Annotated in this window: 25 protein-coding genes; 5 read left to right on the top strand and 20 right to left on the bottom strand. The window is 67.1% G+C overall.

What is annotated here, in order from left to right:
• Nucleotides 1–17 precede the first annotated feature (17 nt).
• The 18 genes from HWX09_RS13420 to HWX09_RS13335 form a co-directional block, all read right to left on the bottom strand.
• Nucleotides 18–1,055 carry a proline racemase family protein gene (locus HWX09_RS13420; protein ID WP_027781900.1) on the bottom strand — a complete coding sequence of 346 codons (1,038 nt, stop codon included), beginning with the start codon at nucleotides 1,053–1,055 and terminating at the stop codon, nucleotides 18–20.
• A 12-nt stretch (nucleotides 1,056–1,067) separates the two neighbouring features.
• Nucleotides 1,068–2,549 carry an aldehyde dehydrogenase family protein gene (locus HWX09_RS13415; RefSeq protein ID WP_027781901.1) on the bottom strand — a complete coding sequence of 494 codons (1,482 nt, stop codon included), beginning with the start codon at nucleotides 2,547–2,549 and terminating at the stop codon, nucleotides 1,068–1,070.
• Between the two features lie 15 nt (nucleotides 2,550–2,564).
• Nucleotides 2,565–3,857: an FAD-dependent oxidoreductase gene (locus HWX09_RS13410; RefSeq protein ID WP_175888581.1), complete on the bottom strand. Its 1,293-nt coding sequence runs from the start codon at nucleotides 3,855–3,857 to the stop codon at nucleotides 2,565–2,567.
• Nucleotides 3,854–4,870, bottom strand: coding sequence for a 4-hydroxyproline epimerase (locus HWX09_RS13405; protein WP_027781903.1), 1,017 nt, complete (start codon nucleotides 4,868–4,870; stop codon nucleotides 3,854–3,856). The genes HWX09_RS13410 and HWX09_RS13405 overlap by 4 nt, the downstream gene beginning before the upstream one ends.
• 56 nt (nucleotides 4,871–4,926) lie before the next feature.
• On the bottom strand, nucleotides 4,927–5,805 hold the full coding sequence (locus HWX09_RS13400) for a dihydrodipicolinate synthase family protein (protein WP_027781904.1): 879 nt from the start codon (nucleotides 5,803–5,805) through the stop codon (nucleotides 4,927–4,929).
• A gap of 24 nt (nucleotides 5,806–5,829) precedes the next feature.
• Entirely contained in the window at nucleotides 5,830–6,495 is a 666-nt protein-coding gene (locus tag HWX09_RS13395) for an amino acid ABC transporter permease (protein ID WP_027781905.1), read from the bottom strand.
• Between the two features lie 10 nt (nucleotides 6,496–6,505).
• Nucleotides 6,506–7,177, bottom strand: a complete 672-nt coding sequence (locus HWX09_RS13390; RefSeq protein ID WP_027781906.1) for an amino acid ABC transporter permease — start codon at nucleotides 7,175–7,177, stop codon at nucleotides 6,506–6,508.
• A 10-nt stretch (nucleotides 7,178–7,187) separates the two neighbouring features.
• On the bottom strand, nucleotides 7,188–8,027 hold the full coding sequence (locus HWX09_RS13385) for an amino acid ABC transporter ATP-binding protein (protein WP_034185250.1): 840 nt from the start codon (nucleotides 8,025–8,027) through the stop codon (nucleotides 7,188–7,190).
• Nucleotides 8,028–8,127: 100 nt separating this feature from the next.
• Entirely contained in the window at nucleotides 8,128–8,961 is an 834-nt protein-coding gene (locus HWX09_RS13380; RefSeq protein WP_027781908.1) for a transporter substrate-binding domain-containing protein, read from the bottom strand.
• A gap of 404 nt (nucleotides 8,962–9,365) precedes the next feature.
• Nucleotides 9,366–9,689 carry a DUF4148 domain-containing protein gene (locus HWX09_RS13375; protein ID WP_027781909.1) on the bottom strand — a complete coding sequence of 108 codons (324 nt, stop codon included), beginning with the start codon at nucleotides 9,687–9,689 and terminating at the stop codon, nucleotides 9,366–9,368.
• A gap of 153 nt (nucleotides 9,690–9,842) precedes the next feature.
• The gene (locus tag HWX09_RS13370; RefSeq protein ID WP_027781910.1) at nucleotides 9,843–10,808 is read right to left on the bottom strand and encodes a LysR family transcriptional regulator; all 966 of its coding nucleotides are present in this window, start codon (nucleotides 10,806–10,808) and stop codon (nucleotides 9,843–9,845) included.
• Nucleotides 10,809–10,843: 35 nt separating this feature from the next.
• Nucleotides 10,844–11,137: a hypothetical protein gene (locus tag HWX09_RS13365; protein WP_034185251.1), complete on the bottom strand. Its 294-nt coding sequence runs from the start codon at nucleotides 11,135–11,137 to the stop codon at nucleotides 10,844–10,846.
• A 450-nt stretch (nucleotides 11,138–11,587) separates the two neighbouring features.
• Nucleotides 11,588–12,535, bottom strand: coding sequence for a transcriptional regulator CynR (gene cynR, locus HWX09_RS13360; protein ID WP_027781912.1), 948 nt, complete (start codon nucleotides 12,533–12,535; stop codon nucleotides 11,588–11,590).
• Nucleotides 12,536–12,744: 209 nt separating this feature from the next.
• Nucleotides 12,745–14,157 carry an efflux transporter outer membrane subunit gene (locus HWX09_RS13355; protein ID WP_027781913.1) on the bottom strand — a complete coding sequence of 471 codons (1,413 nt, stop codon included), beginning with the start codon at nucleotides 14,155–14,157 and terminating at the stop codon, nucleotides 12,745–12,747.
• Nucleotides 14,151–15,050 carry an efflux RND transporter periplasmic adaptor subunit gene (locus HWX09_RS13350; RefSeq protein ID WP_027781914.1) on the bottom strand — a complete coding sequence of 300 codons (900 nt, stop codon included), beginning with the start codon at nucleotides 15,048–15,050 and terminating at the stop codon, nucleotides 14,151–14,153. Before HWX09_RS13350 ends, HWX09_RS13355 begins: the two co-directional genes overlap by 7 nt.
• Nucleotides 15,051–15,052: 2 nt before the next feature.
• Nucleotides 15,053–15,277, bottom strand: coding sequence for a DUF1656 domain-containing protein (locus HWX09_RS13345; protein ID WP_027781915.1), 225 nt, complete (start codon nucleotides 15,275–15,277; stop codon nucleotides 15,053–15,055).
• The gene (locus HWX09_RS13340) at nucleotides 15,274–17,340 is read right to left on the bottom strand and encodes an FUSC family protein (RefSeq protein WP_027781916.1); all 2,067 of its coding nucleotides are present in this window, start codon (nucleotides 17,338–17,340) and stop codon (nucleotides 15,274–15,276) included. The genes HWX09_RS13345 and HWX09_RS13340 overlap by 4 nt, the downstream gene beginning before the upstream one ends.
• Nucleotides 17,341–17,837: 497 nt before the next feature.
• Nucleotides 17,838–20,216 (bottom strand): DNA polymerase II, encoded by a 2,379-nt coding sequence (locus tag HWX09_RS13335; protein ID WP_027781917.1) that lies wholly within the window; start codon nucleotides 20,214–20,216, stop codon nucleotides 17,838–17,840.
• Between the two features lie 140 nt (nucleotides 20,217–20,356).
• On the opposite strand from HWX09_RS13335, the gene HWX09_RS13330 reads away from it, so the two are divergent.
• Together HWX09_RS13330 and HWX09_RS13325 are read left to right on the top strand one after the other, a co-directional pair.
• Nucleotides 20,357–20,941, top strand: coding sequence for a TetR/AcrR family transcriptional regulator (locus HWX09_RS13330; RefSeq protein ID WP_027781918.1), 585 nt, complete (start codon nucleotides 20,357–20,359; stop codon nucleotides 20,939–20,941).
• An 89-nt stretch (nucleotides 20,942–21,030) separates the two neighbouring features.
• The gene (locus HWX09_RS13325; protein WP_027781919.1) at nucleotides 21,031–21,771 is read left to right on the top strand and encodes an SDR family oxidoreductase; all 741 of its coding nucleotides are present in this window, start codon (nucleotides 21,031–21,033) and stop codon (nucleotides 21,769–21,771) included.
• A 71-nt stretch (nucleotides 21,772–21,842) separates the two neighbouring features.
• Here HWX09_RS13325 and HWX09_RS13320 read toward each other — a convergent pair whose 3' ends face one another.
• Complete coding sequence (locus HWX09_RS13320) at nucleotides 21,843–22,304, bottom strand: nuclear transport factor 2 family protein (protein ID WP_027781920.1); 462 nt, start codon at nucleotides 22,302–22,304, stop codon at nucleotides 21,843–21,845.
• A gap of 49 nt (nucleotides 22,305–22,353) precedes the next feature.
• The gene (kdgT, locus tag HWX09_RS13315; protein WP_027781921.1) at nucleotides 22,354–23,376 is read right to left on the bottom strand and encodes a 2-keto-3-deoxygluconate transporter; all 1,023 of its coding nucleotides are present in this window, start codon (nucleotides 23,374–23,376) and stop codon (nucleotides 22,354–22,356) included.
• 280 nt (nucleotides 23,377–23,656) lie between these two features.
• On the opposite strand from kdgT, the gene kduI reads away from it, so the two are divergent.
• From kduI to kdgR, 3 genes are read left to right on the top strand one after another with little or no spacing between them, the layout of a single operon-like run.
• Nucleotides 23,657–24,493: a 5-dehydro-4-deoxy-D-glucuronate isomerase gene (kduI, locus tag HWX09_RS13310; RefSeq protein WP_027781922.1), complete on the top strand. Its 837-nt coding sequence runs from the start codon at nucleotides 23,657–23,659 to the stop codon at nucleotides 24,491–24,493.
• A 4-nt stretch (nucleotides 24,494–24,497) separates the two neighbouring features.
• Nucleotides 24,498–25,304 carry a 2-dehydro-3-deoxy-D-gluconate 5-dehydrogenase KduD gene (kduD, locus tag HWX09_RS13305; protein ID WP_027781923.1) on the top strand — a complete coding sequence of 269 codons (807 nt, stop codon included), beginning with the start codon at nucleotides 24,498–24,500 and terminating at the stop codon, nucleotides 25,302–25,304.
• A 59-nt stretch (nucleotides 25,305–25,363) separates the two neighbouring features.
• A complete protein-coding gene (kdgR, locus tag HWX09_RS13300; protein WP_027781924.1) occupies nucleotides 25,364–26,245 on the top strand; it encodes a DNA-binding transcriptional regulator KdgR in 882 nt (293 codons plus the stop codon).
• The last annotated feature ends 1 nt before the right edge of the window (nucleotide 26,246 follow it).

The following is a 26,246-nucleotide window of genomic DNA, read 5'->3' as shown; positions in this document are numbered from 1 at the left end:
AGTTTAGCATCGCGTCCTCACGTGCCCGAGGGCCCGAATCCGTCGCCCCAGGTATCGCTCAGCATGAACCCGGCGGCCAGCGGATCGTCGGGATCGACGCCGAGCTGCTGGAACCCGAACACCCACGCGCGCCCGGTGACGCGCGGCAGCACGGCCGGCCGGTCGCCCACCTCGGTCATGCCCAGCAGTTCGACGCCGAATTCCCCGCCGATCGTCGAGCGCGACGTGAGGCGGTCGCCGACCTTCACGCGCCCGCGCGCCGCGAGCGTCGCGAGATTGGCCGAGCTGCCGGTCCCGCACGGCGACCGGTCGACCCGCCCGGGCGGCAGCGTCGTGCAGGTCTGGTAGACCGTGTCGCCGACGCGGTGCCTGAACATCACGTACGCGACTTCGTTGATCTCCGGGTAGAGCGGATGCTGGACGGCAACCTGCCGGTTGATGATCTCCTTCAGCCGCACGCCGTGCGCCGCGAGCTGCCGCGCGTTGCCCGGCGCGATCTCGAGCCCGATCTGGTCGACGTCGACGAGCGCGTAGTAGACGCCGCCGAACGCGATGTCGGCCTTGATCGTGCCGAACGCGTCCGTTTCGACGGCGACGTCGAGATGCTCGACGAACGACGCGACCATGTCGAGCGATACGCCGGTGCAGCGGCCGTCGCGGCAGGTCGCCCGTGCCGTGACGAGCCCGGCCGGCGTGTCGAGCACGACCGTGGTCTCGGGTTCCTGCATCGGCACCATGCCGAGCTCGAGCAGCGCCGTCACCACGCAGATGCAGTTGCTCCCCGACATCGGATGCGCCTTGTCGGCCTGCAGCACGATGAATCCGGCATGCGCGTCGGGCCGCGTCGGCGGCAGCAGCAGGTTGACCGACATCTGCAGGCAGCCGCGCGGTTCGAGCACGACGAGCCGCCGCAAGCTGTCGTCGGTCTCGTTGAGGTAGTTCATCTTGTCGAGCATGGTCGCGCCCGGCACGTCGAGGACGCCGCCGGTGATGACCTTGCCGATCTCGCCTTCGCAATGCACGTCGACGAGCTGCAGCGTTTTCTTCCAGCGCATGATCGCTTCACCTTACTTGATGTACCACGCCCACGGCTTGTCGCTGTCGTAGCGCGTGATCTGCTTGATCTCGAGGTAGTTGTTCAGGCCCCACTCGCCGAGTTCGCGCCCGATCCCGCTCTGCTTGTAGCCGCCCCACGGCGCTTCCGTGAACGTCGGCTGCGAGCAGTTGATCCATACGATGCCGGCGCGCATCGCGCGTGCGACGCGCTCGCAGCGCGGCAGGTCGGCCGACATCACCGCCGCCGCGAGGCCGAAGCGCGAATCGTTGGCCGACCGGATGGCTTCGTCTTCCGTATCGAACGGCCGGATGCACACGACGGGCCCGAAGATCTCCTCCCGCCAGATCCAGCTGTCTTCCGGCACGTCGGCGAACACGGCCGGCTCGATGAAGTAGCCGCGGTCGAGATGCGCGGGCCGGCCGCCGCCCGTCACGAGCCGCGCGCCTTCCTCGCGGCCGCGCGAGACGGCCGCCCGCACCTTGTCGTACTGCCCGCGGCTGACGAGCGGGCCGAGCAGCACGCCGTCGTCGCGGCCGTTGCCGATCGTGATCTTGCGTGCTTCCTGCGCCAGCCGCTCGACGAGCGGCGCGTACAGCGAACGCTCGACGAGGACGCGCGACGTGGCCGAACACACCTCGCCCTGGTTCCAGAAGATGCCGAACAAGATCCACTCGACGGCCGCTTCGAGGTCGCTGTCGCCGAATACGATGAACGGCGACTTGCCGCCGAGTTCGAGGCTCACGTTCTTGATGTCGCGCGCGGCGGCCTGCATGATGCGGCTGCCGGTCGGCACGCTGCCCGTGAACGCGAGCTTGTCGACGCCCGGATGCTCGGCGAGCGGCGCGCCGGCGTCGGCGCCGAGGCCGGTCACGACGTTCAGCACGCCGGCCGGCAGCCCGGCCGATTCGGCGATGCCGGCCAGTTCCAGCGCCGTGAGCGGCGTCAACTCGGACGGCTTGAGCACCATCGTGCAGCCGGCCGCGAGTGCGGGCGCGACCTTCCACGCGGCCATCAGCAGCGGGAAATTCCACGGAATGATCGCGCCGGCGACGCCGATCGGCTCTTTGCGGACCACCGTGCTGAAGCGCGCGTCGGCCAGCGGCACGGGGGCTTCGGCGTTGCCGTCGAGCTGCTCGGCGAGTCCCGCATAGAAATCGAAGCAGCCGGCGGCATCGCCGAGATCCCACATTGCTTCGGGCAGTGGCTTGCCGTTGTCGCGCACTTCGAGCTCGACCAGCTCGGGCAGGCGATCGCGAATACCTTGCGCGATCGCGCGCAGCACCGCAGCGCGCGCCGCACCGGTCATGCGCGGCCACGGGCCGTCGTCGAACGCGCGGCGCGCCGCGTTGACGGCGAGGTCGATGTCTTCGGCGGTGGCGGCCGCCACTTTCGCGATCACGGTTTCGTCGCTCGGGTCGATCGTGTCGAAGGTGTGTCCGCGAACGGGCGCTACCCAGCGGCCGTCGATGAAAAGTCGTTCGTAGGATTGCATGAAGGGTCTCGAAGGTCAGGCGAAGCGATAGGCGCTGAACGGCGACAGGTCCTGCCGCGTCGGCCGGCCGGCAACGAGGTCGCCGATCAGGCGGCCGGTCGTCGCGCCGAGCGTGAGGCCGAGCTGGCCGTGGCCGAATGCCATGTACGTGTTGGGCAGGCGCCGCGAACGGTCGATCACCGGTTTGGTATCGGGCAGGAACGGCCGGTAGCCGACGCCGTATTCGACGCGCGCGGTCTGCAGCTCGGGCAGGATGCGCCGGGCTTTTTCCAGGATGATGTCCGCGCGCCGGAAATTCGGCTGCGCATGGCGGCCCGCGAATTCAATGGTGCCGCCGATCTGCAGGCCGCGCGTCATCGGGGTGAAGCAGAAGCCGCCGTCCGCGTAGATCACGGAGTGGCGAAATTCGACGCCCGGGTCGGCGAGCAGCGCCTGGTAGCCGGCGATGCCTTCCAGCGGAACGTGCACGCCGAGCTGGCTGAAGAATGGCCGCGAACCGGTGCCGGCCGCGACCACCACGTGATCGGCCGCAATGCGCTCGCCGCCGGCGAGCGTCACGCCCGTCGCGCGCCCGGATGCCTCGTCGATGCGCGTGGCGTTCGCCCGGATGCGGCGCCCGCCTTGTGCTTCGAAGCTGGCCGTCAGTGCCGCGATGAAGCCTTCGGTATCGTTCACCGCGCGCCAGTCCGGAAACAGTAGCCCGTGCCGGAACCGGCCGGCCAGCGTGGGTTCGAGATCGCCGATGTCGGCGGCCGTCAGCCGTTGCGACTGGAATCCCAGCGACTGCCGCAAGTCGAGATGCGGCTGCTCGCTCGTGATGCCGGCCGGATCGTCGAACACCTCGAGCACCGGCCGCTGGCCCAGCAGCGCGCTGTCGCCGCACGCATCGAGCAGCGGCGCATAGTCGGGATAGACGTCGTGCGTCAGCGTGGCCATGGCCTGCGCGATCGACACGATCTTCGCGTGACGGGCCGACGCGACGAACCGGAAAAACCACGGCAGGATGCCGGGCAGCGCGCCGGGCCGCAGTGCAAGCGGCCCCTTCTGATCCATCAGCCAGCGCGGCACCTTCATCAGGATGCCCGGCTTCGACAGCGGGATGACCTCGCTGACCGCCATCTGCCCGCAGCTCCATTTCGCGGTGCTGTCGCCGGGGGCGGCCGGGTCGATCAGCGTGACGGCATGGCCGTCGCGCTGCAGATAGAGCGCGCAGCATACGCCGACGATCCCGCCGCCGATCACGACGGCCGTTTCATCGCGTGCCGCGCCGGGCGACACGGGTGCGTGTCGTTGCGCAATCGCGTTCAATTGACGAACTCCTGCAGGCTGAACCCGTGCGCATAGGGCTGGGACGAATCGACGCGATACTGCGCGCGCCCGGTGACCCACGCGCGTCCTTCGATGCTCGGCCGCACGGCGTCGAGCCCGCTGTCGAGGCGCGTGACCGATTCCACGCGGCCGATGAAGCGGCTGCCGATCAGGCTCTCGTGGCAATACGCGTCGCCGGCCTTCAGCCAGCCGCGCGCGAAGCGCTGCGCGACGCGTGCCGAACTGCCGGTGCCGCACGGCGAACGGTCGATCAGGCTGTCGCCGGCGATCACCACGGCGCGGCCGTGCGCGTCGCCGGCGAGCGGCTTGCCCGTCCACATGCAGTGCCGGACGCCGCGAATGGCCGGATGGTCGGGATGCACGACGTCGATCGCGTTGTTCACCGCGCGCTGCACGTCGCGGCCCCACGCCAGCAGTTCGTCCGGCGTGAAGTGCTCGCAACCGGGGAAGTTCGGCTGAACCTCGACGATCGGATAGAAGTTGCCGCCGTACGCGATATCGACGGCAAGCGTGCCGAGCGCCGGAATGGCGATCTCGACGTCGCGCGCGAGCAGGAAGCTCGGCACGTTGGTGAAGCGCACCGACGTCACGCGCTCGCCGTCCATCTCGTAGCGCGCGACGATCTGCCCGGCCGGCACGTCGACGGTGACCGTTCCCGGCTGCTTCGGCGCGACGAGGCGCTCCTCGATCGCAAACGCGATCGAGCCGATCGTCGCATGGCCGCACATCGGCAGGCAGCCCGACGTCTCGATGAACAGCAGGCTGAAATCGGCGTTGTCGCTGACGGGCGGGTAGAAAATCGTGCCCGACATGTGGGCGTGGCCGCGCGGCTCCAGCATCAGCGTGCGGCGAACCCAGTCGTGATGCGCGACGAATTCCTCGCGGCGCGCATTCATCGTCGCGCCCTGCAGCGCCGGCGCGCCGTCGATCACCATGCGCACCGGCATCCCTTCGGTATGGCCTTCGATACAGGTGAAGCTGTGCATCGTCATGTTCAGGTTTCCTCGGTCGGCGTACCGGCGCCGCGCGGCGCCGGTACGTGTGCGCATCACGCCTGGGACGCTTCGAAGATCGCGCGGAACTCCGCCTTTTCCTGGTCGGTCAGCGGCTGCAGCGGCATGCGCGCGTTGCCGACCTTGAAGCCGGCCAGTTCGCAGCCGTACTTGACCTTCTGGATAAACTTGCCCGCTTCCATGCTCGCCATCACCGGGAACAGCGAGCGCATCACATTCTGCGCGCCTGCGATGTCGCCGGACGAGAATTTGTCGTAGAAGCTCACGACCTGCTTCGCGAAGCAGTTCGCGGGCCCGCAGATCCAGCTCGTCGCGCCCCACAGGAAGAAGTCGAGCGCCTGGTCGTCCGAGCCGCACGACAGCTGATAGTGCTCGCGGTACTTGCCGCCGATCTCGATCGCGCGCAGCAGGTTGCCGCTGCTTTCCTTGATGCCGATCACGCGCGGGTGATCCTTGAACGCGTCGAGCACGCCGAAGCCGACCTCGACGTTCGTGCGTACCGGATAGTTGTACAGGATCACGTTCACGTCGGTCACCGCGGCGAGGATGGCGTCGTAGTGCCCGATCAGTTCTTCCTGCGACGGCAGCGCGTAGTACGGCGGCGCGATCAGGATGTTCGTGTAGCCGGCATCGCGCGCCTGGCGGACCTGCTCGATCACTTCGCGCGTCGACGAGCCGTTCGCGCCCGCGACCAGCGCGCCGCGGTTGCCGACCACTTCGCGCACGGTCTTCATCACCGCGCGGCGCTCTTCGTTCGTGAGCGCGTAATACTCGCCCGTCGAACCGAGCGGCACGAAGCCGCTGACGCCCGCGGCGAGCTGAAACTCGAGGATCGAGGCGAGCGTGTCGTGATCGACCGCGCCCGATGCGTCGAACGGCGTGACGAGTGCGGGCAGAATGCCTTTCAGTTGCATGAGATTTCTCCGGCTTGACGAGAGTTAGTAGGCATAGCGCCTGAGCATCCTGGACTCCACTACGCCGACCAGGCGGGTCAGCGGAAAGGCGACGAGGAAATAGATGACGGCCACGGTGGTGAGAAATTCGACGGGCCGTGCCGTGCTGTTCGACACGTTCTGTCCGACGAACATCAGGTCGGCGATCCCCACCGACGAAATGAGCGCGCTCTCCTTGAACAGGCTCACGACGTTCGACAGCAGCGGCGGAATCGCGCGCAGCAGCGCCTGCGGAAAGATCACGTAGACGATCTTCACGTGCGGCGACAGGCTGAGCGCGATGCACGCGTCGTGCTGTTCGCCCGCGATCGACTTCAGCGAGCCGCGAAACGTCTCGCTCGTGATCGCGGCCATGTAGAGCGTCAGCGAGATCAGCACCGACAGGTACGGCGGGATCGGCAGCCGCAGCACGACCGGGAAGCAGAAGAACACCCAGAACAGCTGGATCAGCAGCGGCGTGCCGCGGAAGAATTCGACGAAGGCCACAACCGGCCCGCGAAGCCAGCGCGACGGCGACATCCGCAGCAGGCTCAGCACGAAACCGAGCAGGCTGCCGACGATCGCGCATGTCGCGGTGAAGGCGAGCGTCAGCCCGAGGCCTTTCGCGAGCACGAGCCAGTAGGGCCAGACGACGGAAAAATCGAGATTCACGACGGGCTCCTCAGCGCTGGACGGCGGCGTCCTGCCGGCGCTCGACGACATGGACGAGTTTCGCGATCGGCAGCGACAGCGCGAAATACACGAGCGCGACCACCGAATACGTTTCGAGCGGCCGGTATGCCTCGGTCGCGAGGCTTTTCGCGACATACATCAGGTCGGCCACCGCGACGATCGCCACCAGCGCGCTCTGCTGCAGGCTGCCGATGCCGTTCGTCAGCAGCACGGGCATCGCGCTGCGCAGCGCCTGCGGCAGCACGACGAAGATCGTGCGTTGCCACGGCCGCAGGCCGAGCGCCACCGCGGCATCGAGATGTTCCTTCGGCACGGCCTGCACGCCGGCGCGATATGCCTCCGCGTTGAAGGCGGTCAGGTTCAGGCCGAGCGCGAGCACGCCCATCGCGATCGGATCGATGAACACGTCGACCATCATCGGGATGCAGTAGAAGAACCAGATGATCTGCAGCAGCGCCGGCGTGCAGCGGAAGAATTCGATGAAGAGCCGGGCCGGCCAGCGCACGACCGCCCAGCGGCTCATCGCGAGCAGGCACAGCACGAAACCGAGCACGAGGCCCATCGCGTTCGCGGCGACGGCCAGCACGACGGTGACTTTCAGTCCGTCGAGCAGTGCCCCGATGCTGCCCGCGAGGAAACTGAAATCGAAGTGGTAGTTCATGGCTTCGGCCTCAGTCGAGATGCAGGACTTTCTCGAGGAATTCCCGCGTGCGTGCTTCCTTCGGACACTTGAAGATGTCAGCCGGCGCGCCTTCCTCGACGATCTTGCCGTTCGCGCAGAACACCACGCGTGTCGCGATGTCGCGCGCGAAGTGCATGTCGTGCGTGACGATGATCATCGCCATCTTCTGCTCGGCGAGCTGCAGCATCACGTTCTGCACTTCGACGACCATTTCCGGATCGAGCGCGGACGTCACTTCGTCGAACAGCATCAGCTTCGGTTCGAGCATCAGCGCGCGCGCGATCGCCACGCGCTGCTTCTGGCCGCCCGACAGCTGGCTCGGATACGCGTGCAGCTTGCTTTCGAGGCCCAGGCGCGCGAGATACGTGCGCGCGCGCTCGGTGGCCTCGGCTTTCGACAGCCCGCCGACCCTGACGGGCGCGAGGATCAGGTTGCCCAGCACCGACAGGTGCGGAAACAGCGTGTAGTGCTGGAACACCATGCCGACCTGCTTCTGCAGCTTCGCGTCGATGCGCCACCCGCCGCGCGCGTCGCCGCCGCGGATATACGGCGCGCCCTGGAACGCGATCTCGCCGCGCTGGATGCCTTCCAGCCCCATCATCACGCGCAGCAGCGAGCTCTTGCCGCTGCCGCTCGGGCCGATGATGACGAGCCGGTCGTCGGCGCGCATGTCGAGGCTCATGCCGTCCATGACGACGAGGTTCGGACCGTACGACTTGTGCACGTCGTGCAGCCGGACGAAATCGCCTGCCGCGGCGGACGCAGCGCAGCGCGTCGTCGAAAGGGGATGCATGGCCGACCTGACGGCCGTCGTTTGAGGCGACAACATGACTGTCTCTCCAGCGGCGCCCGACGTCGGCGCGCAAAGTGCGAATCTGAAAATCGAGGGCCGTTCGACGATCCGGCGGGCTCGTCTGCGCGGCCGGCGCTTACTTGCCCGGGGTCAGCATCGCTTGTACGGAAGTCTTGATGAGCCGATTCACGGCGCCGGACTTGACCTGCTGTGCGAGATAGCCGTTGAGGACGTCGAGGTCGGCCTTCGGCGTGTCCTTGCGCAGGCCGAACGCCACTTCCTGCTGCGCGAGCGGCGGCGTCGGGTTGAAGCTGGCCGCCCAGTCCGGGTGCGCTTCCGTCAGCAGCATGTTGGTGATGTTGGCGTCGGCGAGCAGGTCGGCACGCTTCGAGATCAGCGACAGGCGCGTTTCGTCGTTGCCGGGCAGCCGCATGATCCGCGCCTGCTTCAGCTCGGCGGAAATCGCCTTGTCCTGCGACGTGCCCGACATCACCGCGACCGTGACGCCCGGCTTGTCGATGTCGGCGACCGAGCGGAGATTCTTCGGAATCCTCGGGTTGTTCTTGTTGTAGACGAACGAGACGTTGTAGTCGGTCGCCGGCGCGGAGAAGGCGACGGCCTTTTCGCGCTCGGGCGTGTCGTTCAGCGCGAGCGACAGGTCCCACTTGTCCGACTGCAGGCCGGCCACGATGTTGTCCCAGCTCGTATCGACGAACTCGACCTTGACCTTCAGCACGTTCTGCCCGAAATCGCGGCACAGATCCGAGAAGAAGCCGCTGTACGCACCCGTCTTCGGGTCGCGCATCACGTACGGCGGCGCGACCGCGGCACCGCAGCGCAGTACGCCGGCCTTCTTCACGCCGGCCCATGCGTCGGGCCCGGCGGCATGCGATGCAGTGGCGGCGAACAGCGATGCCGCTGCCACGGTGCACGCGGCGATTTGACGGGAGAAACGAGACAGTCGATTCATGGTGTCCTCACTGGATATGGGTAAACCCGCATGTCGGAGCTATCTGATACACATCTATGTGTGTTTTATTGTGTGCAGCGTTGTGTGCATATTAGAAGGGCAAAAATCGCCGTGTCAACGAGAAGTTGTCCTGTGAGGTGGTCGGGTTTTCCCCGGGGCAGGTGCGGGGCGGCGCGGGAAGATGTGCGGGGAAAGGCGGTGCGGCGCGGGCCGGGGAACGGCGACGCGAGGTCGGGACAGGGAAGATCAGGGAGAATGCCGCGGCCGGTCGGATGGGGCGTGCGGCGAAACCGGGGCCGCCGACAGCGAGGCCGAAGGATGCCGTCGTGCCGGCGGCATCCACCGCGTCAGGCGGCGAGAGGGGGACTCGGGAAGCCGCCCTCGGCGCGCCGATCGACGTCGCGTTACCGCTTCACTGCCGCAACAGCCGGCGCGCCGGAGGACGTACCCGGCGCGCCGGCCGAACCGTAAGCGGCTTCACTCCCCTTGTGTTCCGCGAGGCGCTTCGCGGCCAGCCGCTCTTGCGCGGCGACGATGTCGTCAGGATAGTTGTCGCCGTCGCCAGCTGCCGGATCGTAGCCGACGGATTCCAGGTCGAACAGTTCCTGGCGCACTTGCGCGCGTGTGAGCGTCGAGTGCGACGACTGCGCGTACGACGCGGTTGGTTGAGCGAGAAGCACGATGGCGGTAGCGGTGACGGTGGCGATGGTAACGATGATGGATTTCACGATTTCCTCAGAAGGTTTCGTCGCGGTTCGGCGCGAATGCGATGAGCTGAACCGACGTGACAAGTTTAGGAACCCGGATCGAGCGGATATACGGCAAATCCTGGCGAGCTGTGTTCCAGAATGAGCGAGAGTGACGACGCACGACGGCGCGGTTCACGCATCGGCAGCGGCCGCGACGGCGGCCCTCGCGTTGGCCGCGGCGCCTGCGCGCGGCATGGTCATGGACGGCAGCCTGAACCGTTCGGCGACGAGATCGACGAACGCGCGTACCTTGCCCGGCAGGAATTCGCGACCCGGATACACGAGCGATACGGTCACGCCGTCGTTGACGATCCGGTAGTCGCCGAGCACGTGCGTCAGCGTCCCGATGCGCAGGTCGTTCGCGACCGCGTATTCGGGCAGCAGTGCGATGCCGCTGCCGGCCAGCGCGAGCTGGCGCTGCATCAACGTGCTGTTCACGGTGATCGGCGCATCGACCTGGATCGCGTCGAGCGTGCCGTCCGGGCTGGCCCACCGGCAGGTTCTCGCGGCCGCCGCGAGACCGACGATCCGGTGGCCGTCGAGATCGGCCGGCCGTCGCGGCACCGTCGCGCCGAGCAGGTAGCCGGGCGACGCGACGGCCACCAGCGGCGCTTGCATCAGCGTGCGCGAGACGACGGACACCGACGTGATCATCGTGTTTGCGACGATGCCGGCGTCGAATCCGCCGCCGAGCAGATCGATTTCCGATTCGGTCAGCGTGACGTGCAGCGACACGTCCGGGTGGCGCGACTGGTATTCGGCGAGCAGTCCGGCCAGCTCCGTCGACATCAGGCTGTGCAGCACGACGACATTCAGGTCGCCGCGGATGCGGTTCGACTCCTGCGTGGCGCGCGATTCGATTTCGGAAAGATCCGTCAGCAGCGCGCGGCATCCTTCCGCATAGCGGACGCCGACTTCGGTCAGCATCGTCCTGCGCGTCGAGCGGTGCAGCAGCTTCACGCCCAGATGCGATTCGAGATCGCCGACGTAGCGCGTGACCAGCGACGGCGAAAGATTCAGCTGGTGAGCGGCGTGGGAGAAATGGTGCGTGTCGGCAACCTTGAGAAAGACCCGCATCGCACTGAACAGATGGTTCACGACGGTTCCTGGAAGGGGCGTTGGAGAAGGCGGTATCAGCTGCCGAAGTAGACGTTGCAGAAGCTCGCGGGGCCGACGCAGTCGGCGGCCGGTGCGGCCGGGGTGCGGGCCGGCGCTTGGCGAAGCGGAACCGCGATCTTCGGCGCGACGTCCGAGCGCACGCCGCCGCCGTCGTTCGAGCGCGCGGCGAGTTGCGTGGTGCCGGCCGCGCTCGATTGCGGCTGGACGGCGGCTGCCGGCTGTTGTTGTGCGTATGCGCCGACGGTGGCGGTGACGCCGGAGAGCGCGATGAGGGTGGCTGCGACAGAGGTAATGAAAGAACTAGACATTTAGGATTCCGATAAGAAAAACGTGGTTTATTGCCAGCTCGATTCGGTATGCCGGTTTGGTCGAGTCGTCTTGCCGATGGCCGGGGCCTGTGTCGGATTCTTCTTGTCGAGTGTGTCGGCGTATTGCGGAAGGATCGTGCGACATGGGCGCCGGGCCCTCGACGCCGGGATTCGGCGCGACCGATTCACCAGGAATCGATAACGAAAGGATGAAGGAAAACCCTGATCGTGTCCAAGGCGAATTTCCGATGTGGTCGATAAGGCAAATCGATCATTCGTCGGCTAATTGCGCGGGTATTCGATGAATCAATAAATATGGAATGCGAAATAAAATAGTGATGCATGAACCCGGACATGCTCAGGGGTTGCGCCCGCCATAGGGGCGCGGCATCGAACCGGCCTGACTGTTCGAGCGGAACGCCTACCGTCCGGTGGGCGACGCAGCGGGCATTACGACTGACCGCGTACCGTCAACGTGCGCAGCGACGACAGGCTGCCGTGTTCGAGCATCTCGCGCACCAGCGCCGCGAACGCCGTCGATGCGACGGTGCGATAGGCGCTCTTGCGGCGGAGCAATGCGACCGTGCGCACCGGAAACGGCGGATCGAGCGGCACGTACTGCAGGTCGCGATGCTCGAACTCGATCGTGCCGGGCAGAATCGTCGCGATCTTGCCGCGGCTCACGATCTTCAGCACCGCGCTGATCGAATTCGCCTGCAAGGCGACGTCGGGCTGCATGTCGTACGACTGGAAATAGCTGTCGACATAGAAGCGCGACACGAAGCTCGTCGTCAGCAGGGCGAGCGGCGTGTCGGCGAGCTGCGTCGGCGTGACGGGTTCGCGCTGCGCGGTCAGCGGATGCGTGCGGCCGACTACGAGCATCAGTTGTTCGGGAAACAGCGCCTCGGCCTCGATTTCGTCGGAGCGGACGTCGACGAAACCAAACGCGAGGTCCACCTGATCGTCGCCCAGCGCGGTCTCGACCGCATCGAGCGACATCTCGGTGATCTCGATGACGATGCCCGGATAGCGCTCGTGAAACTGCTCGATCACGGGTGCGACGAGATATTCGGTGAAGGTCGGCGTAAAGCCGATCCGCAGTTGCCCGCGCGACAGGTCGTGCACGTCGTGCAGCGCGCGCTGCGCGGTGAGCAGGTCGTTGTGCGCGCGGCGCGCGTATTCGAGGTAGACGCTGCCGAAATCGGTGAGCTGGACCATGCGCCCGCTGCGGTCGAACAGCTGCGCGCCGAGCTCGTCCTCGAGCTGGCGCACCTTCTGCGACAGCGCCGATTGCGACACGCTGAGGGCTTCGGCGGCCCGTGTGAAATTGCGGTGCTCGTCGATCGCCAGCAGATAGCTGATGTTGCGAAGCAGGGGGCTACGTTGGGTGAACTTCATCTTCCGCGGATTGAGTCGCTGGTCGCGTGGGTCGGGCATCGCGACATTATGCGCCGGTTGCGGCGCGGCGGTTCGGGGCGACGCGTGGCGTTCGGCGGCGTTGTCGCGCGGGTCGGCCGTTCCGGCGGGCAGGTGCCCGGCCGCGGCGCCGGCGTGCCGGCCCGCGTCGGGCATTGCCGGCCGTTCGATGATCAGGTCGTCGGGGGCGCTCATTGCCAGCCGCCTCCGAGTGCGAGGAAGGTCGCGATCTGGTCGTCGTTCACATCCTGCCGCGCGGCCGCGACGGCTGTTTCGGCGGCAAGCCACGTGCGCTCGGCGTCGAGCACCGCGAGCCCGCCGACCCGGCCGCCGCGGCGCAGTTCTTCGGTCCGCTCCATCACGTCGCGTGCGGCGTCGCGCGACGCCTCGAGGCGTTGCAACCGGTCGAGCGCACCCGCGTAAGTGTTGAGCGACGTCTCGGTTTCGCGCAGCGCGGTGAGCACGGTGGCGTCGAAATGCGCGAGACTCGCGTGGCTGTCGGCCCGCGCGGCTTCGATGCGATCGCGGATCGCGCTGCGATGCAGATCCCACGTCACCATGGGGCCGACCGCGAAGCGATTCGTCAGCGGCGTGAAGAAGGCGGCGGCGCCGCCCGTCGAACCGATGCTCGCGCCGAGCTTGATGTCCGGATACAGTTCGGCCGTTTCGACGCCGATGCGTGCCGTCGACGCGGCGAGCCGGCGCTCGGCTGCGCGCACGTCCGGACGGCGCTTCAGCAGCGCGCGCCCGTCGCCGGACGGAATCGGCTTCGACAGTTCGAGCGGCGCGCGGCACGACAGCAGCGCGCGATCGTAGTTTTCCGGCGGCTGCCCGGTCAGCGTGGCGAGACGGAACGCCGCGTTCAGTCGACGCGCCTTCAGCGGCGCGAGCTGCGCGCGGCTGTTCTCGATGCCGCCCCGGTCGCGCTGCTGCTCGAACGTGGGCGCACGGCCGTTCGCGATCAGCTGGCGCGTCAGCGCGAGGCGCTGCTGCTGGACCGCGATCGCGCGCTGCAGCACATCGATCCGGTTGCCGGCGTTGCACAGGTCCGAATATGCGCGGGCGACTTCCGCGGCGATGTTCACACGCACGAGATCGCGCGCGGCGGCGACGGCCTCGTTGTCGGCGGACGCCGCCTCGATCCCGCGCCGGATCCCGCCGAACAGGTCGAGGTCGTAACTCATCGTGAGCCCGATGTTGTAGATCTCGTGGCGCGGCGGCTCGACATGCGAGAGCACCGACGCCGCGGACTGCTGCGTGTAGTAGGTCGACGCGTCGACCCCGACGCTCGGCTCGCGCGCGGTGCGCGTCGCCGCGAGCAGCGCGTTGCTGCGTTCGAGATTCGCCTGCGCGGCGCGCAGGTCGACGTTGCTCGCCAGCGCCCTTTCGACGAGGCCGTCGAGCACAGGGTCGGCGTAGAGGCGCCACCAGTGATCGGGCAGCGGATCGTTCGTCGCGACCGATGCGCTCGCAACGAACGTCCCGTTGGCGGCCGGTGCGTTCACGAGTGCGTCCGACGGAACGCGATAGTCGGGCCCGACCTCCGCGCACGCGCAGAGCGCAATGCACAGCGCGGCGATGGCGGTCGTACGCAGGCTCACCATGGCAGGCTCCGGCGCACCGTGACGTCGCCGGCGCGCGCATGAATCTCGACCGACGCGGTCTGCCCCGGCACGAGCCGCACGCCGGGCGGCACCGAATCGATCGCGACCCGCACCGGGATGCGCTGCGCGAGCCGTACCCACGTGAACGCCGGGTTCACGTTCGCGAGCTGCGCATCGCCGCCCGCGCGCTCGCGGTCCTCGACGCCGCCGGCAATGCTCTGCACGTGGCCGCGGATCTCGCTCGCGACGCCCATTAGATAGATGCTGGCCGGATCGCCGACGTGAATCGCCGGCAGCTTGGTTTCCTCGAAGTAGCCCTCGGCGCGCAGCGACGCGTCGTTCACCAGCGCCATCGCGCCCTTGCCGGCGTTCAGGTAGACGCCGGGCAACAGCCCGACGTTGGTCACCGTGCCGTCGATCGGTGCGCGCACGAGGGTGCGTTCGAGGTTCAGTGCGGCGAGGTTGCGTGCGGAGCGGGCCTGGGCGAGCGCCGCGTGCAGCTTCTCGACGCGTGTCGTGCCCTGCTGGGTCGATTCCTCGGCGACCACGTCCGGCATCGCGCGATTGCGGCGGTCCTCGCGAATCGCTTCGTCGAGTTCGGCCTGCTCGCTCGCGACGTTCGCGTCGGCCTGTTCGAGCGCGATCCGATAACGCGACGGATCGATCACGAGCAGGACCTGACCTTTCGTCACTTTCTGGTTGTCGTGCACGCGCACGTCGGTGACGAGGCCGCTGACGTCGGGCGCGATCGGCACCACGTCCGCGCGCACCTTGCCGTCGCGCGTGAGCGGTTCGATCTGGTAGCGGATCCACAGCCCGTAGATCGCGCCGAGGATGCCGAGAATGATCGCGACCGTCAGCACGGTGCGCAACAGGGGGATGATTCGCTTCATGTTCAGGAGAGAAGGCGATACGGGAAATAGGCGTCGGCGAGACGGGCGATGCCCCACCACAGCAGGAAGAAAGTCGCCAGCTCGAGCAGCGCGGGTTGCCACAGCAGCACGCGCAGCGGCAGGCGCAGCAGCACGCCGCGCAGCATGAACGTGGCGGCCAGCGCGACGACGGCCCAGGCGAGCGCGGACGGCATGTAGATGCCGAAAATGTGGATTTCTTCGATCATCGCGTCGTTTCTTCGACGAGTTGCACATGCGGGAACAGGTTGCAGCGCATCCCGACCAGCGCGAGCAGCGTGGCATCGTCGCGGCCGGTGGTATTGCGTGCGGCCGCGCCGATCGCGCGGTTCAGCGCGCGCATCAGCGATGCCGTGGCCGGGATCGGATGATGTGCATCGGCGCGGGCGCGATACAGCGTCGACACTTCCTCGAGCGCGGCCTCGATTGCGTCGCGCGTGTGGGCATCGCCTCTGTCGAGGCCTTCACGCACCTGGATGATGTTGCGGCCGATGCGCAGGTCGCTCAGCCCGTCCACCGCATGCAACGCATCGCCCGGATTCGCGAAAGCCATGCGCGCGGCGACCTGGCCGAGCCGGTCGACCGCCCGCGCGGTCCACGTGGGTGCGTCGAGCGGCCGGTGCGGATCGGCCATCCGCGCGAGATCGGCCCAGTTCTGCCGCACGATCCGGTAGGCGGTCCAGCGTGTGCTGGCCGAGCGGAAGAGTTTGGTCACGACCAGCGTCGTGACGATGCCGCCGACCTGTGCGAGTCCCGTATTGAGGAACAGCGCGAAGTCGGCCTGGAAACGATCGAGAAAACCCATGGCGACGATGAAGCAGGAGAACATCGGGAGCGCGCGAGCGGTGCGCGCGGGATCGGCCTGGATGTAGCCCATCCAGATAAAGGCCGGTGCGAGCGTCAGGATCAGCATCCCGGCGCCGTCGACACGCGGCAGGATCACGAACAGGTACAGCGCGGCGAGCGGAAAGGTGACGAGCGTCGATACCAGATAGCGGCCGATCATCGGCGCGGGATCGTCCTGCGCCGCGAACGAGCAGGTGACGAGCGCGGCGAACGCGGCGGTCGCCGAACCGTTCGGCCAGGTGAGCAGGATCCACACCGCGCAGTAGAGGATGATCGCGGTGGTCGTCGCGGCGCCGGCGAGCAGCGCGAGACCGTGATCGCGCGCGAGCTGGAAGCGGCGTGTGCCGTCGATGGGCGGCAGGTGGCGCTCGAGTTCGGCGTCGCTTTCCGCGAAGGTGCGCACGAGCCCGCGTGCCGCATGCAGCGTGTCGATGAAATCGGCGGTGCGGTCGAACAGGTTCGCGGCGAGCAGCGACGCCCAGGCCGGATCGATGAGGCGCTCGGCCGCCAGCGCGCGGCAGCGCGCGGCGAGGCCGACGTCGAGCACGTCGCCGACTTCCTGCGACGCGTGCAGGTCGTCGATCACCGCATCGATCAGCGCGGTGGTTTCCGCATCGACCGCGTTCAGCGCGCGCAGCTGGTCGAGCCGGTTCGCGGCGGCCGACGCGATCGACAGCAACGCGGCGAGACGGTGCTGCAGCGCGGTGACCGTGTCGCGCGTCGCGAGCGCGAAGCGCTGGTCGAACGGCAGCGCCGTCGCGATCATCCCGAGCTCGGTGACGTCGGCCGCGAGCTTGCGGCGATGCTCGTGTTCGAGTCGCGTGTGGTGTGTGCCGAACGCGTCGGCCGTCCAGCGGCACGCATCGCCGAGAAACGACAGCGCGCGCTCGTGAATCGCGGGCCGGCTGTTCGCGGGCTTCAGCAGCATGTGCGTGATCGTCACGCACAGGATCGCCACCGTCATTTCCTCGACGCGCGACACCGCGGTGATGAAGATGTTGGTCGGGTCGTCGAGATACGGGAAGCAGATCACGGCCGAACTGAATGCGGCCATCTGGAACAGGAACGCGCGCGGCGTGCGATCGAGCACCGCGAGATAGATACAGAAGCCGATCCACAGCGCGAGGCACAGCACCAGCAGGGCCGGCGAGTTCTGCAGATTGGGTGCGGCCACAACCGTCACCGCCGCCCCCGCGGCGATGCCCGCGAGCCGGTAGATCGTCTTCGGGCGAAACGCGCCGGCCATCGGCTGCGCGGTCACGTAAACCGTGAGCAGCGCCCACCACGGACGCGGAAAGCTGACGGTAAACGAGATCAGCAGCACGAGCGCGGCTGCGATAAAAGTGGTGATCGAGAAAAGGAGTTTTCTCGGATCGATGGAGAATGGATCGCGCGGCCGTAGCGGCGCGGCGGTGGCTTGCGACACGTCGGTTTCCTTGGGCGAGACAGGCGGAATGTATTGCTGCGACTGCGTTACGGCGTGGGAGGCGGCGTGCCGCACGTCATGTCGTGCAGCGCCGGTTTGCGGCATGCGCCGTGGCGGAGGAGAGCGAAGCGTGCGGGAACGGGGGATCGCACGGAAAGGAGGTTTGTTGCAGGCATTTCAAGCACGGAGTCCGCGCCTTTTCCTTTTTATTCAAGTGCATGGCGACACACATCCGCGAGCGCGGGGGCCACGAAAACTCGGGTACGAAGGATCAGGGTTTCATTCAATTGCGATGTGCGAAATTGTGCGCTGCGGCGCCCGCGGCGTCCAAGTCGGATTTCCGACCGGGTCGATCGGTTTTACTTATTGCTCGACCGGCGGGCACGTGTAAATGCCGATCGTGCGGATGATCGGTTCGACGAGAGCGAGGCGCAAATCGGTTGCGAGCGCAGCCGTATGACGGAACCGACGAGCATGATGTCGCCGTGCCGTCGGCCTCAGAACAACTGTCCTTGCCCGGAGATCACGCGTTCGAAATCGTCGCGCAGGAACGGCAGGATCGCATCGGCGACAGGCTGAAGCTGGCGGCTCAGATAGAACGCATAGTCGATCGGCGAGCGCATCGTCTCGAGGGGCTCGGGGCCGGCCGTCGTCATCACGTAGCTGATCCAGCCGCCGCGCTGGTACTGCAGCGGCCGGCCCTGCGCGAGGTTGAACTCGTCGGCGATGCGCGCCGCGCGCACGTGTGGCGGTACGTTGCGCTCGTATTCGCGCAGCGGCCGGCGCACGCGCTTGCGGTAGACGAGCTGCTCGTCGAATTCGCCGGCCAGCGTGCGCTGCACGTAATCGCGAATGAAATCCTGGTAAGGCTCGCGCCTGAACACGCGCCGGTACAACTCGCGCTGGAACTGCTGCGCGAGCGGCGTCCAGTCGGTGCGTACCGTCTCGAGTCCCTTGAACACAAGATCCTCGCCGCCGTCGGCCGTCGCCGCGAGGCCCGCATAGCGCTTCTTGCTGCCTTCTTCCGCGCCGCGCACGGTCGGCATCAGAAAGCGGCGGTAATGCCGCTCGTATTGCAACTCCAGCGCGCTGTCGAGCCCGAACTGGTCGCGCAGGTGCGCGTGCCACCAGCGGTTCACGTGCTCGACGAGGGCGCGGCCCTTGGCGCCGGCTTCGTCGTCGTCATGCGCGCGGCCGAGCCACACGAACGTCGAATCGGTATCGCCGTAGATCACTTCGTATCCCTGAGCTTCGATCAATTCGCGCGTGCGATGCATGATTTCGTGGCCGCGCATCGTGATCGACGACGCGAGGCGCGGGTCGAAGAAGCGGCAACCCGTCGAGCCGAGCACGCCGTAGAACGAATTCATGATGATTTTCAGCGCCTGCGACAGCGGCGCGTTGCGCTGGCGCTTCGCATCGTCGCGGCCTTCCGACACGCGTCGCACGATATCGGGCAGGCAGTGCGCGGTGCGCGAGAAGCGCGCACCGAGGAAACCGGGCACCGATGCATCGTCGCCGGGGTGCGCGAGCCCCTCGATGAGGCCGACCGGATCGATCAGGAACGTGCGGATGATCGACGGATAGAGGCTCTTGTAGTCGAACACGAGCACTGAGTCGTACAGCCCGGGGCGCGAATCCATCACGAAGCCGCCGGGGCTGTTCTGCCCCGTCACGTCGCCGAGGTTCGGCGCGACATAGCCGAGCCGGTGCATGCGCGGCAGGTACAGATGCGTGAACGCCGCGACCGAGCCGCCGGTGCGATCCGCGGCGAGCCCCGTGACGCTTGCGCGTTCGAGTGCGAAGGACAGCAGGTCGGCCTTGTCGAAGATGCGCGTGACGAGCTCGCAATCCTTCAGGTTGTAGCGCGCGAGCGCGGGCTTGTCGCGATCGAAGCGGCGCTGGATCTCGTCCATCCGCTGGTACGGATTGTCGATCGACTTGCCTTCGCCGAGCAGCGACTGCGACACGTATTCGAGGCTGAACGACGGAAACGTCCACGTCGCGGATTTCAGCATGTCGATGCCGTCGAGGATCAGCCGGCCGGCCGCGCCCGCGAAGAAGTGGTCGGGCTGCTGGCCGTGCGCGCGCCAGTCGAGCACGCTGCCGCCACGCCCGAGCTTCAGCGGCACGCCGTATTGCTCCGCGTGCGCGTGCAGGATGCGCAGGTCGAACTGCACGAGGTTCCAGCCGATCACGGCGTCGGGATCGTGTTCGTCGAACCAGTCGTTCAGCCGCGCGAGCATCGCGGGTCGGCAGTCGCAGTAGTCGAGGTTGAAGTCCAGGGTGCCGGCGCTGCCGCTATCGTCGCCGTTCGGCGGGCCGAGCATGTAGACCTGGCGCTGCCCGCAGCCTTCGAGCGCGATCGAGTACAACTCGCCGTGGACGCTGGTTTCGATGTCGAGCGACACGCAGCGCAGCGCGGGGCGGTAACCGGTTGCGGGCTTCAGCTCGCCGCCGGTCAGCGTGCCGTCGCGGCCGGGCTGGCCGCGAAACTCGACGCATGCGGTGATGAAGCGCTCCATCGCGTAGCGGTCGGGCGGTTGCACGTCGGCTTCGTAGACGTCGACGCCCGCAGCGGCGAGCCGCTTCTGGAGCCCGGACAGATGGCGGTAGCGCTTGCAATAGAGGCCGACGATCGGGCGCTGGCTGAAATCGCGCAGTGCGAGCGGGCGCAACTCGGCGTCGCGCTCGCCGGCCAGGGTGCGTTCGGCAAGCGCCTGCTGCTCGGCCGGGATGAATGCGACGGCTTCCTGCGGGCGCAACCGCACGCGGCGCGGACCGTGTTCGGTTGCCAGCCAGAACTCGATCTCGATGCCGGATGCGGTGTCCCGCCAGTGGCGGGTAAGGATGAAGCCCTGCTCGAACGCCGTCAAAACGCTTGCTCGTCGTGGATGCCCAGGCGGCGGATTTTAGCGCTTGGGCGGGCTCCGTGCCTGACACGGGCACGGACGAAATGGGGATGGAGCGATATCGATTTATTGACTGATCTGTCCATAACGCCTATTCTGTGGCGATGGTGAGACCACGTGAATTCGATCGGGACGAGGCACTGGAGCGCGCGTTGCGCGTGTTCTGGGAGAAGGGCTATGCCACGACGTCCACTGACGACCTGCTGAGTGCGATGCAGATCGGCAGGCAGAGCCTCTACAACGCGTTCGGCGACAAGCGCAGTCTGTACGTCGAAGCGCTCGAACGTTACCAGGCGGAAAGCGTGTCGGGCCACGTCGCACGTCTGACGGCGCCGGCGTCCGCGATCGCGGGTATCGAGGCGCTGCTGCTGGGCGTGATCGCCGGCAACGCGGCCGAGCGCGTGCTGGGTTGCATGGGCGTCAATGCGATCTGCGAGTTCGGCACGGCCGATCCCGAGCTGGCCGAGCTGCGCGAGAAAGCGGGTGCGATGCTGCACAAGCAGGTCGTCGCGCGCATCCGCGAAGGGCAGGACGCGGGCGAGATCGACCGCGCGATCGATGCGCGCGAGGCCGCGAGTTTCATCCTGACGACGATGCAGGGTATCCAACTCGGCGCACGTGCCGGGTCGAAGCTGCAGGCGTTGCGCACGACCGCGGAATTCGCGGCCAACCGCCTCCGGGCGCGCTGATACCGATAGTCGCAAGACAACGCGCCGGCACGGCTGCCGGCGTTTTTTTGGGTAAGTTATTGACTGATTAGTCCATAAAGGAGCGAATCATGACGGACATTTCCGGCGGCGCACGCAAGGCCGCGATCGTATTCGGCGGGTCGCGCGGAATCGGCGCCGCCATCGCCCGGCGGCTCGCGGCCGACGGCGCGGATGTCGCGTTCACCTACGTCTCGGCGCCCGAGCGCGCGCAGGAAACCGCAGCCGCGATCGAAGCGAGCGGGCGGGTTGCGCTGCCCATCCGGGCCGACAGCGCGAACGTGGACGAGATCCGCCAGGCCGTCGCGCAGGCAGTCGGGCGCTTCGGGCGGCTCGACGTCGTCGTGGTCAATGCGGGCATCCTGAAGCTGGGCGACGTGGCCGAGGTCGGCGTCGACGATCTCGACCGGATGTTGGCGATCAACGTGCGGGGCGTGTTCCTGGCCATCCAGGCCGGCGCCGCGCAGCTGACGCACGGCGGCCGGATCGTCACGATCGGCAGCAATACGGCCGCGCGCAGCGGGCATCCGGGGTCGAGCGTCTATTCGATGACGAAGGCCGCGGTGGCCGTGATGGTCAAGGGTATCGCCGTCGATCTCGCCCCGCGCGGGATCACGATCAACAACGTGCAGCCGGGGCCGGTCGAGACCGACATGACGGCCGATCACCTCGACCAGATTCGCCCGCTGATTCCGCTGCGGCGGGCCGGCAGCCCGGACGAGATTGCCTCGCTGGTGGCGTGGCTCGCGAGCGCCGAATCGGGATACATGACGGGCTCGAGCCTGACGATCGACGGCGGGATGGCGTTGTAGCGTGACGCGCGACGGAGCGCACGGGATCGGGGCAGTGCGACCGCGCTGCACGATGCCCCAGGATCGCGCCGTCACTCCTTCGGCAGTAAATATGCTTGCCGCGCGAACAGCCGCCATCCGTCCGGATGCCGCTTCCACACCTGCAGCACGCCGATATGCGCGGTGCTCGTCTTGCCTTCCGGCAGGTTGTTGACGGAATCGAACGTATGGCGCACCCATGCGCTGTCGCCGTTCACCGTCACCGTCTGGCCCGACAGTGCGATCGACTGGAACGCGTGCGTGCCGTCGAGCGTCTTCAGGAATGCGGCGCGGTCCTGCAACTGGCCGGACGAGTGGCCGTAGGTGAGATCGTCCTCGATGAGCGTGCGCAGCGCGGCGCCGTTGCTGTCGAGCATCGCGACGCGCAGGCGCTCGACCGCATGCGCGACGCGCTCGGCATCGGCATCGGCGGCATGAGCGGTGGCGCTTCCGGCAAGCAGCACGGCAACGGCGAGGAAACGGGCGGCGGCGCCGAAGCGCTTGAGCAATGACATGGCGAACGGATTTCCTGTGACGGGAGTAGGGAACGACGTCAAAAGCGCATCACACATGCCCTTCGTGCTCGATCGGGCTTCCATGCGCGGGCCGCGCGGCCATCGACGGCAGCGACGCACCGCTTGCCCTCGCCGCCCGTTTCGCCCACATCGCCGTCAGAATCGGCACGAGAATCGCCGTCACGAGGCAAGCAGTCGCGACGATCGCGGTCGCCGCCGGCACCATCGGTTTGAACTTCGGAATCATCTCGCCGATGATGGCCGGGTTCGCGACCGCGGCGCCGGCCGTCGACGACGCGGCAAGCCCGGCCGTCCCGTTGCCGCCGCCCAGAAACTTGTCGGCCAGAATCAACGGCACGCCGGTCACGACGATCACCGCGAGCCCGAGCGCGATGCCCGGCAGCCCGCTCTTCGCGATCACGTTCAGATCGATGCCGTTACCAAGCGCGAACCCGAAGAACGGAATCAGCGGATGCACGCAGCGCCCGAACAGTTCGCGCAGCTCAACATCGAGGTTGCCGAGCGTGAAGCCGATCACGAACGGCAGCACCGCGCCGACGAAGAGCCGCGTCTCGAACACCGCGACGCCGGCCGCGCCGAGAATCAGCATGCTGACGAGCGGCCCCGATTCGATCGACATCAGCACGAACGCGCCGGCCTCTTCCTTGCTGCCGTACTGCTGCATCACGGCCGCATACAGGCCGCCGTTGGTCATGTCCATCGACGTCGTGATCGCGAGCAACGACAGGCCCGCGAAGAGGCCCGTGCGGATGCCGTCGTCGGGGATGAACTGCGCGGCGATCACCGTCGCGAGCCACGCGACCACGATCTTCGTCGCGAGCAGCGTGCCCGATTTGCGCAGCACGACGCCCGTCGCGCGCAGGTTGATCGTCGCGCCCATGCAAAAGAACCAGACGGCGAGGATCGGCACCGTGCCGGCGATCAGGCCGTTGGTGAACGAGCCGAAGTACTTGCCGGCGTTCGGTGCGAACGTATGCACGCACGCGCCCAGCAGCATCGGGACCAGCATGAGCCCGCCCGGAATGCGGTCGATGGCCTGTTTCAGCTTCACGTCTCCTCCGTGGACGTCGATGCGTCCCGTTGTCGAATGATGTCTGCCGACTGACTATAGAACATGATTCGGAACGGTGGTCCGTTTTTATGAACTTCGACGGTAGTCGTATACCCGTAATACGCAACTGCATTGATACGAAAGGAATTTATTGATCGACACGCCTGGATCGAAAATACGGATCACCGTTCCGAATTCAAGAAATATGTGCTTCAATCTTCATCAGGGCGATCGGCGGCGACGGTGCCGGCGGCGTGCCCATTCCCGATGGAGAACCGGCATGGAAGTACGGCAGGGCATTCACAGCGAACACGCGAAGGCGCTCGACACGGCCGGCCTGCGTCGGCATTTCCTGGTGGAGAACGTGTTCGCGCCGGACGCGCTGTCGCTCACCTACAGCCATATCGACCGCATCATCGTCGGCGGCGCGTGGCCCGCCACGCGGCCGGTCGAGGTGCCGGCGTCGCTCGGCGCCGCGATGGGCGTGAGCCATCTGCTGGAGCGGCGCGAGCTCGGGGCGATCAACATCGGCGGGCCGGGGTGGGTCGAGGTCGACGGGCAGCGGCATGCGGTGGGCACGGAGGAGGCGATCTACGTCGGACGAGGCGGGCAGGGCGTCGTGTTCGGCAGCGACGATCGCGCACAGCCCGCGAAGTTCTACCTGAACTGCGCGCCCGCGCACGCGGCGTATCCGACCCGCACGATCACGCTCGCGCAGGCAGCGCCCGAAACGCTCGGCGATGCGGCCACGAGCAATCGCCGCACCATCTACAAGTTCATCGTGCCCGACGTATTGCCGACCTGTCAGCTGTCGATGGGGATGACGAAACTCGAGCCCGGCAGCCTGTGGAACACGATGCCGTGCCATACGCACGAGCGGCGAATGGAAGTGTATTTCTACTTCAACCTCGCCGCCGACGCAGCCGTGTTCCACATGCTCGGCGAGTCGCGGGAGACGCGTCACGTGGTGGTGCACAACGAGCAGGCCGTGATCTCGCCGAGCTGGTCGATTCATTCCGGCGTCGGCACGAAGGCGTATACGTTCATCTGGGGGATGGTCGGCGAGAACCAGGTGTTCAAGGACATGGACCACATCGCCGTCGCCGATCTGCGCTGACATCATGAAACGCGATACGCCCGATCTTCCCGCCGCCGATGCGCATGCCGCGCTCGCCGCCCTGTTCGACCTGACCGGCAAGGTCGCGATCGTCACCGGCTGCAACACGGGGCTGGGCGCGGCGATGGCCGTCGCGCTCGCATCGGCCGGGTGCGACATCGTCGGCGCGAACCGTTCGTCGTCCGATGCAACGTCGGCGCGCGTCGCGGCCGCGGGGCGGCGTTTCGTCGAGGTGCGCGCGGATCTGTCGACGCTCGAGCCGGTCGAGCGGATCGTCGGCGGCGCGATCGACGCGTTCGGCCACGTCGACATCCTCGTCAACAACGCAGGCATGATCCGCCGCTGCGATGCGCTCGAGTTCACCGAAGCCGACTGGGACGCCGTGATCGACGTGAACCTGAAGAGCGTATTTTTCCTGTCGCAGGCGGTCGCGCGGCAGATGATGCGGCAGGGGCGCGGCGGCAAGATCGTGAACGTCGCGTCGATGCTGTCGTTCCAGGGCGGCATTCGCGTGCCGTCGTACACGGCGTCGAAGAGCGGCGTGCTGGGCCTCACGCGGCTGCTCGCGAACGAATGGGCCGCGCGCGGGATCAACGTGAATGCGATCGCGCCCGGCTACATGGCGACCGACAACACCGCGCAGTTGCGCGAGGACAGCCGGCGCAGCGACGAAATCCTCGCCCGCATCCCGGCCGGCCGCTGGGGCGTGCCGGACGATCTCGCGGGCGCGGCGGTGTTCCTCGCCTCGCGCGCGTCGGACTACGTGCACGGTCACACGCTCGCCGTCGACGGCGGGTGGCTCGCGCGCTGACCGCCTCGCGCGATGAACGCGTTATGCTCTCCCGATTCGCATCTCACGGATTCACGGACATGACAGCAACGCCCAGGCAGCGCAAGCGCGATCAGGCGAACCAGGAAACCGGGGCGGACCTTTCGGCGGCAGGCGCCGTCGAGAAGCCCGATTCGGTTGCCGCCGTCGGCAAGGTCTTCACGATCCTCGCCGCGCTCGGCGAGCGCCGCGAGGTCGGCATCAGCGAACTGTCGCACCAGCTCGGCATGTCGAAGACGACGGTGCATCGCTTCCTGCAGACGCTCAAGGCGCTCGGCTATGTCGCGCAGGAAGGCGAGACCGATCGCTACCGGCTGACGATCCGGCTGTTCGAACTCGGCAGCAAGGCACTGGAGAGCGTGGATCTCGTGCGCGAGGCCGATCTCGAGATGCGCCGCATCGGGCAACTGACGCGCGAAGCCGTGCATCTCGGCGCGTTCGACGAGGACGCGATCATCTACATCCACAAGATCGACGCCGATTACGGGCTGCGCATGCAATCGCGGATCGGGCGGCGCAATCCGCTGTACAGCACGGCGATCGGCAAGGTGCTGCTCGCATGGATGTCGCCCGCCGACGCGCGGGCGGTGCTGGCTGGCATCGAGTTCAGGAAGTCGACCGCGAAAACGCTCGCGTCGGCGGATGCGGTGATGAGCATCCTGCCGCACGTGCGGCGGCAGGGCTACGGCGAGGACAACGAGGAGCAGGAAGATGGCCTGCTGTGTCTCGCGGTGCCCGTGTTCGACCGTTTCGATCGCGTGATCGCGGGGCTGTCGCTGTCGTTTCCGACGATGCGGTGCGGCGCGGACACGAAGGCGCATTATGTCGCGTTGCTGAAGGAGGCCGGTCAGGCGATTTCCGTGCGGCTCGGGCATCATCCGGAAACGGCCGGCGTCGAAGCGACGACGCTCGCGCAGGATTGAG

The organism is Burkholderia sp. BCC1208 (assembly GCF_902833095.1).
GTDB lineage: Bacteria > Pseudomonadota > Gammaproteobacteria > Burkholderiales > Burkholderiaceae > Burkholderia.
This window is presented reverse-complemented; position numbering and strand designations above follow the sequence as displayed.

Bases quoted from the DNA above. Each gene is read 5' to 3' on its own strand.
- HWX09_RS13320 (WP_027781920.1), bottom strand. From the start codon at position 22,304: ATGTCATTGCTCAAGCGCTTCGGCGCCGCCGCCCGTTTCCTCGCCGTT.
- kduI (WP_027781922.1), top strand. From the start codon at position 23,657: ATGGAAGTACGGCAGGGCATTCACAGCGAACACGCGAAGGCGCTCGAC.
- HWX09_RS13390 (WP_027781906.1), bottom strand. From the start codon at position 7,177: ATGAACTACCACTTCGATTTCAGTTTCCTCGCGGGCAGCATCGGGGCA.
- HWX09_RS13380 (WP_027781908.1), bottom strand. From the start codon at position 8,961: ATGAATCGACTGTCTCGTTTCTCCCGTCAAATCGCCGCGTGCACCGTG.
- HWX09_RS13420 (WP_027781900.1), bottom strand. From the start codon at position 1,055: ATGCGCTGGAAGAAAACGCTGCAGCTCGTCGACGTGCATTGCGAAGGC.
- HWX09_RS13355 (WP_027781913.1), bottom strand. From the start codon at position 14,157: ATGGTGAGCCTGCGTACGACCGCCATCGCCGCGCTGTGCATTGCGCTC.
- HWX09_RS13405 (WP_027781903.1), bottom strand. From the start codon at position 4,870: ATGACGATGCACAGCTTCACCTGTATCGAAGGCCATACCGAAGGGATG.
- HWX09_RS13345 (WP_027781915.1), bottom strand. From the start codon at position 15,277: ATGATCGAAGAAATCCACATTTTCGGCATCTACATGCCGTCCGCGCTC.
- kduD (WP_027781923.1), top strand. From the start codon at position 24,498: ATGAAACGCGATACGCCCGATCTTCCCGCCGCCGATGCGCATGCCGCG.
- HWX09_RS13365 (WP_034185251.1), bottom strand. From the start codon at position 11,137: ATGTCTAGTTCTTTCATTACCTCTGTCGCAGCCACCCTCATCGCGCTC.
- HWX09_RS13325 (WP_027781919.1), top strand. From the start codon at position 21,031: ATGACGGACATTTCCGGCGGCGCACGCAAGGCCGCGATCGTATTCGGC.
- cynR (WP_027781912.1), bottom strand. From the start codon at position 12,535: ATGAAGTTCACCCAACGTAGCCCCCTGCTTCGCAACATCAGCTATCTG.
- HWX09_RS13415 (WP_027781901.1), bottom strand. From the start codon at position 2,549: ATGCAATCCTACGAACGACTTTTCATCGACGGCCGCTGGGTAGCGCCC.
- HWX09_RS13400 (WP_027781904.1), bottom strand. From the start codon at position 5,805: ATGCAACTGAAAGGCATTCTGCCCGCACTCGTCACGCCGTTCGACGCA.
- HWX09_RS13350 (WP_027781914.1), bottom strand. From the start codon at position 15,050: ATGAAGCGAATCATCCCCCTGTTGCGCACCGTGCTGACGGTCGCGATC.
- HWX09_RS13330 (WP_027781918.1), top strand. From the start codon at position 20,357: ATGGTGAGACCACGTGAATTCGATCGGGACGAGGCACTGGAGCGCGCG.
- HWX09_RS13385 (WP_034185250.1), bottom strand. From the start codon at position 8,027: ATGTTGTCGCCTCAAACGACGGCCGTCAGGTCGGCCATGCATCCCCTT.
- kdgR (WP_027781924.1), top strand. From the start codon at position 25,364: ATGACAGCAACGCCCAGGCAGCGCAAGCGCGATCAGGCGAACCAGGAA.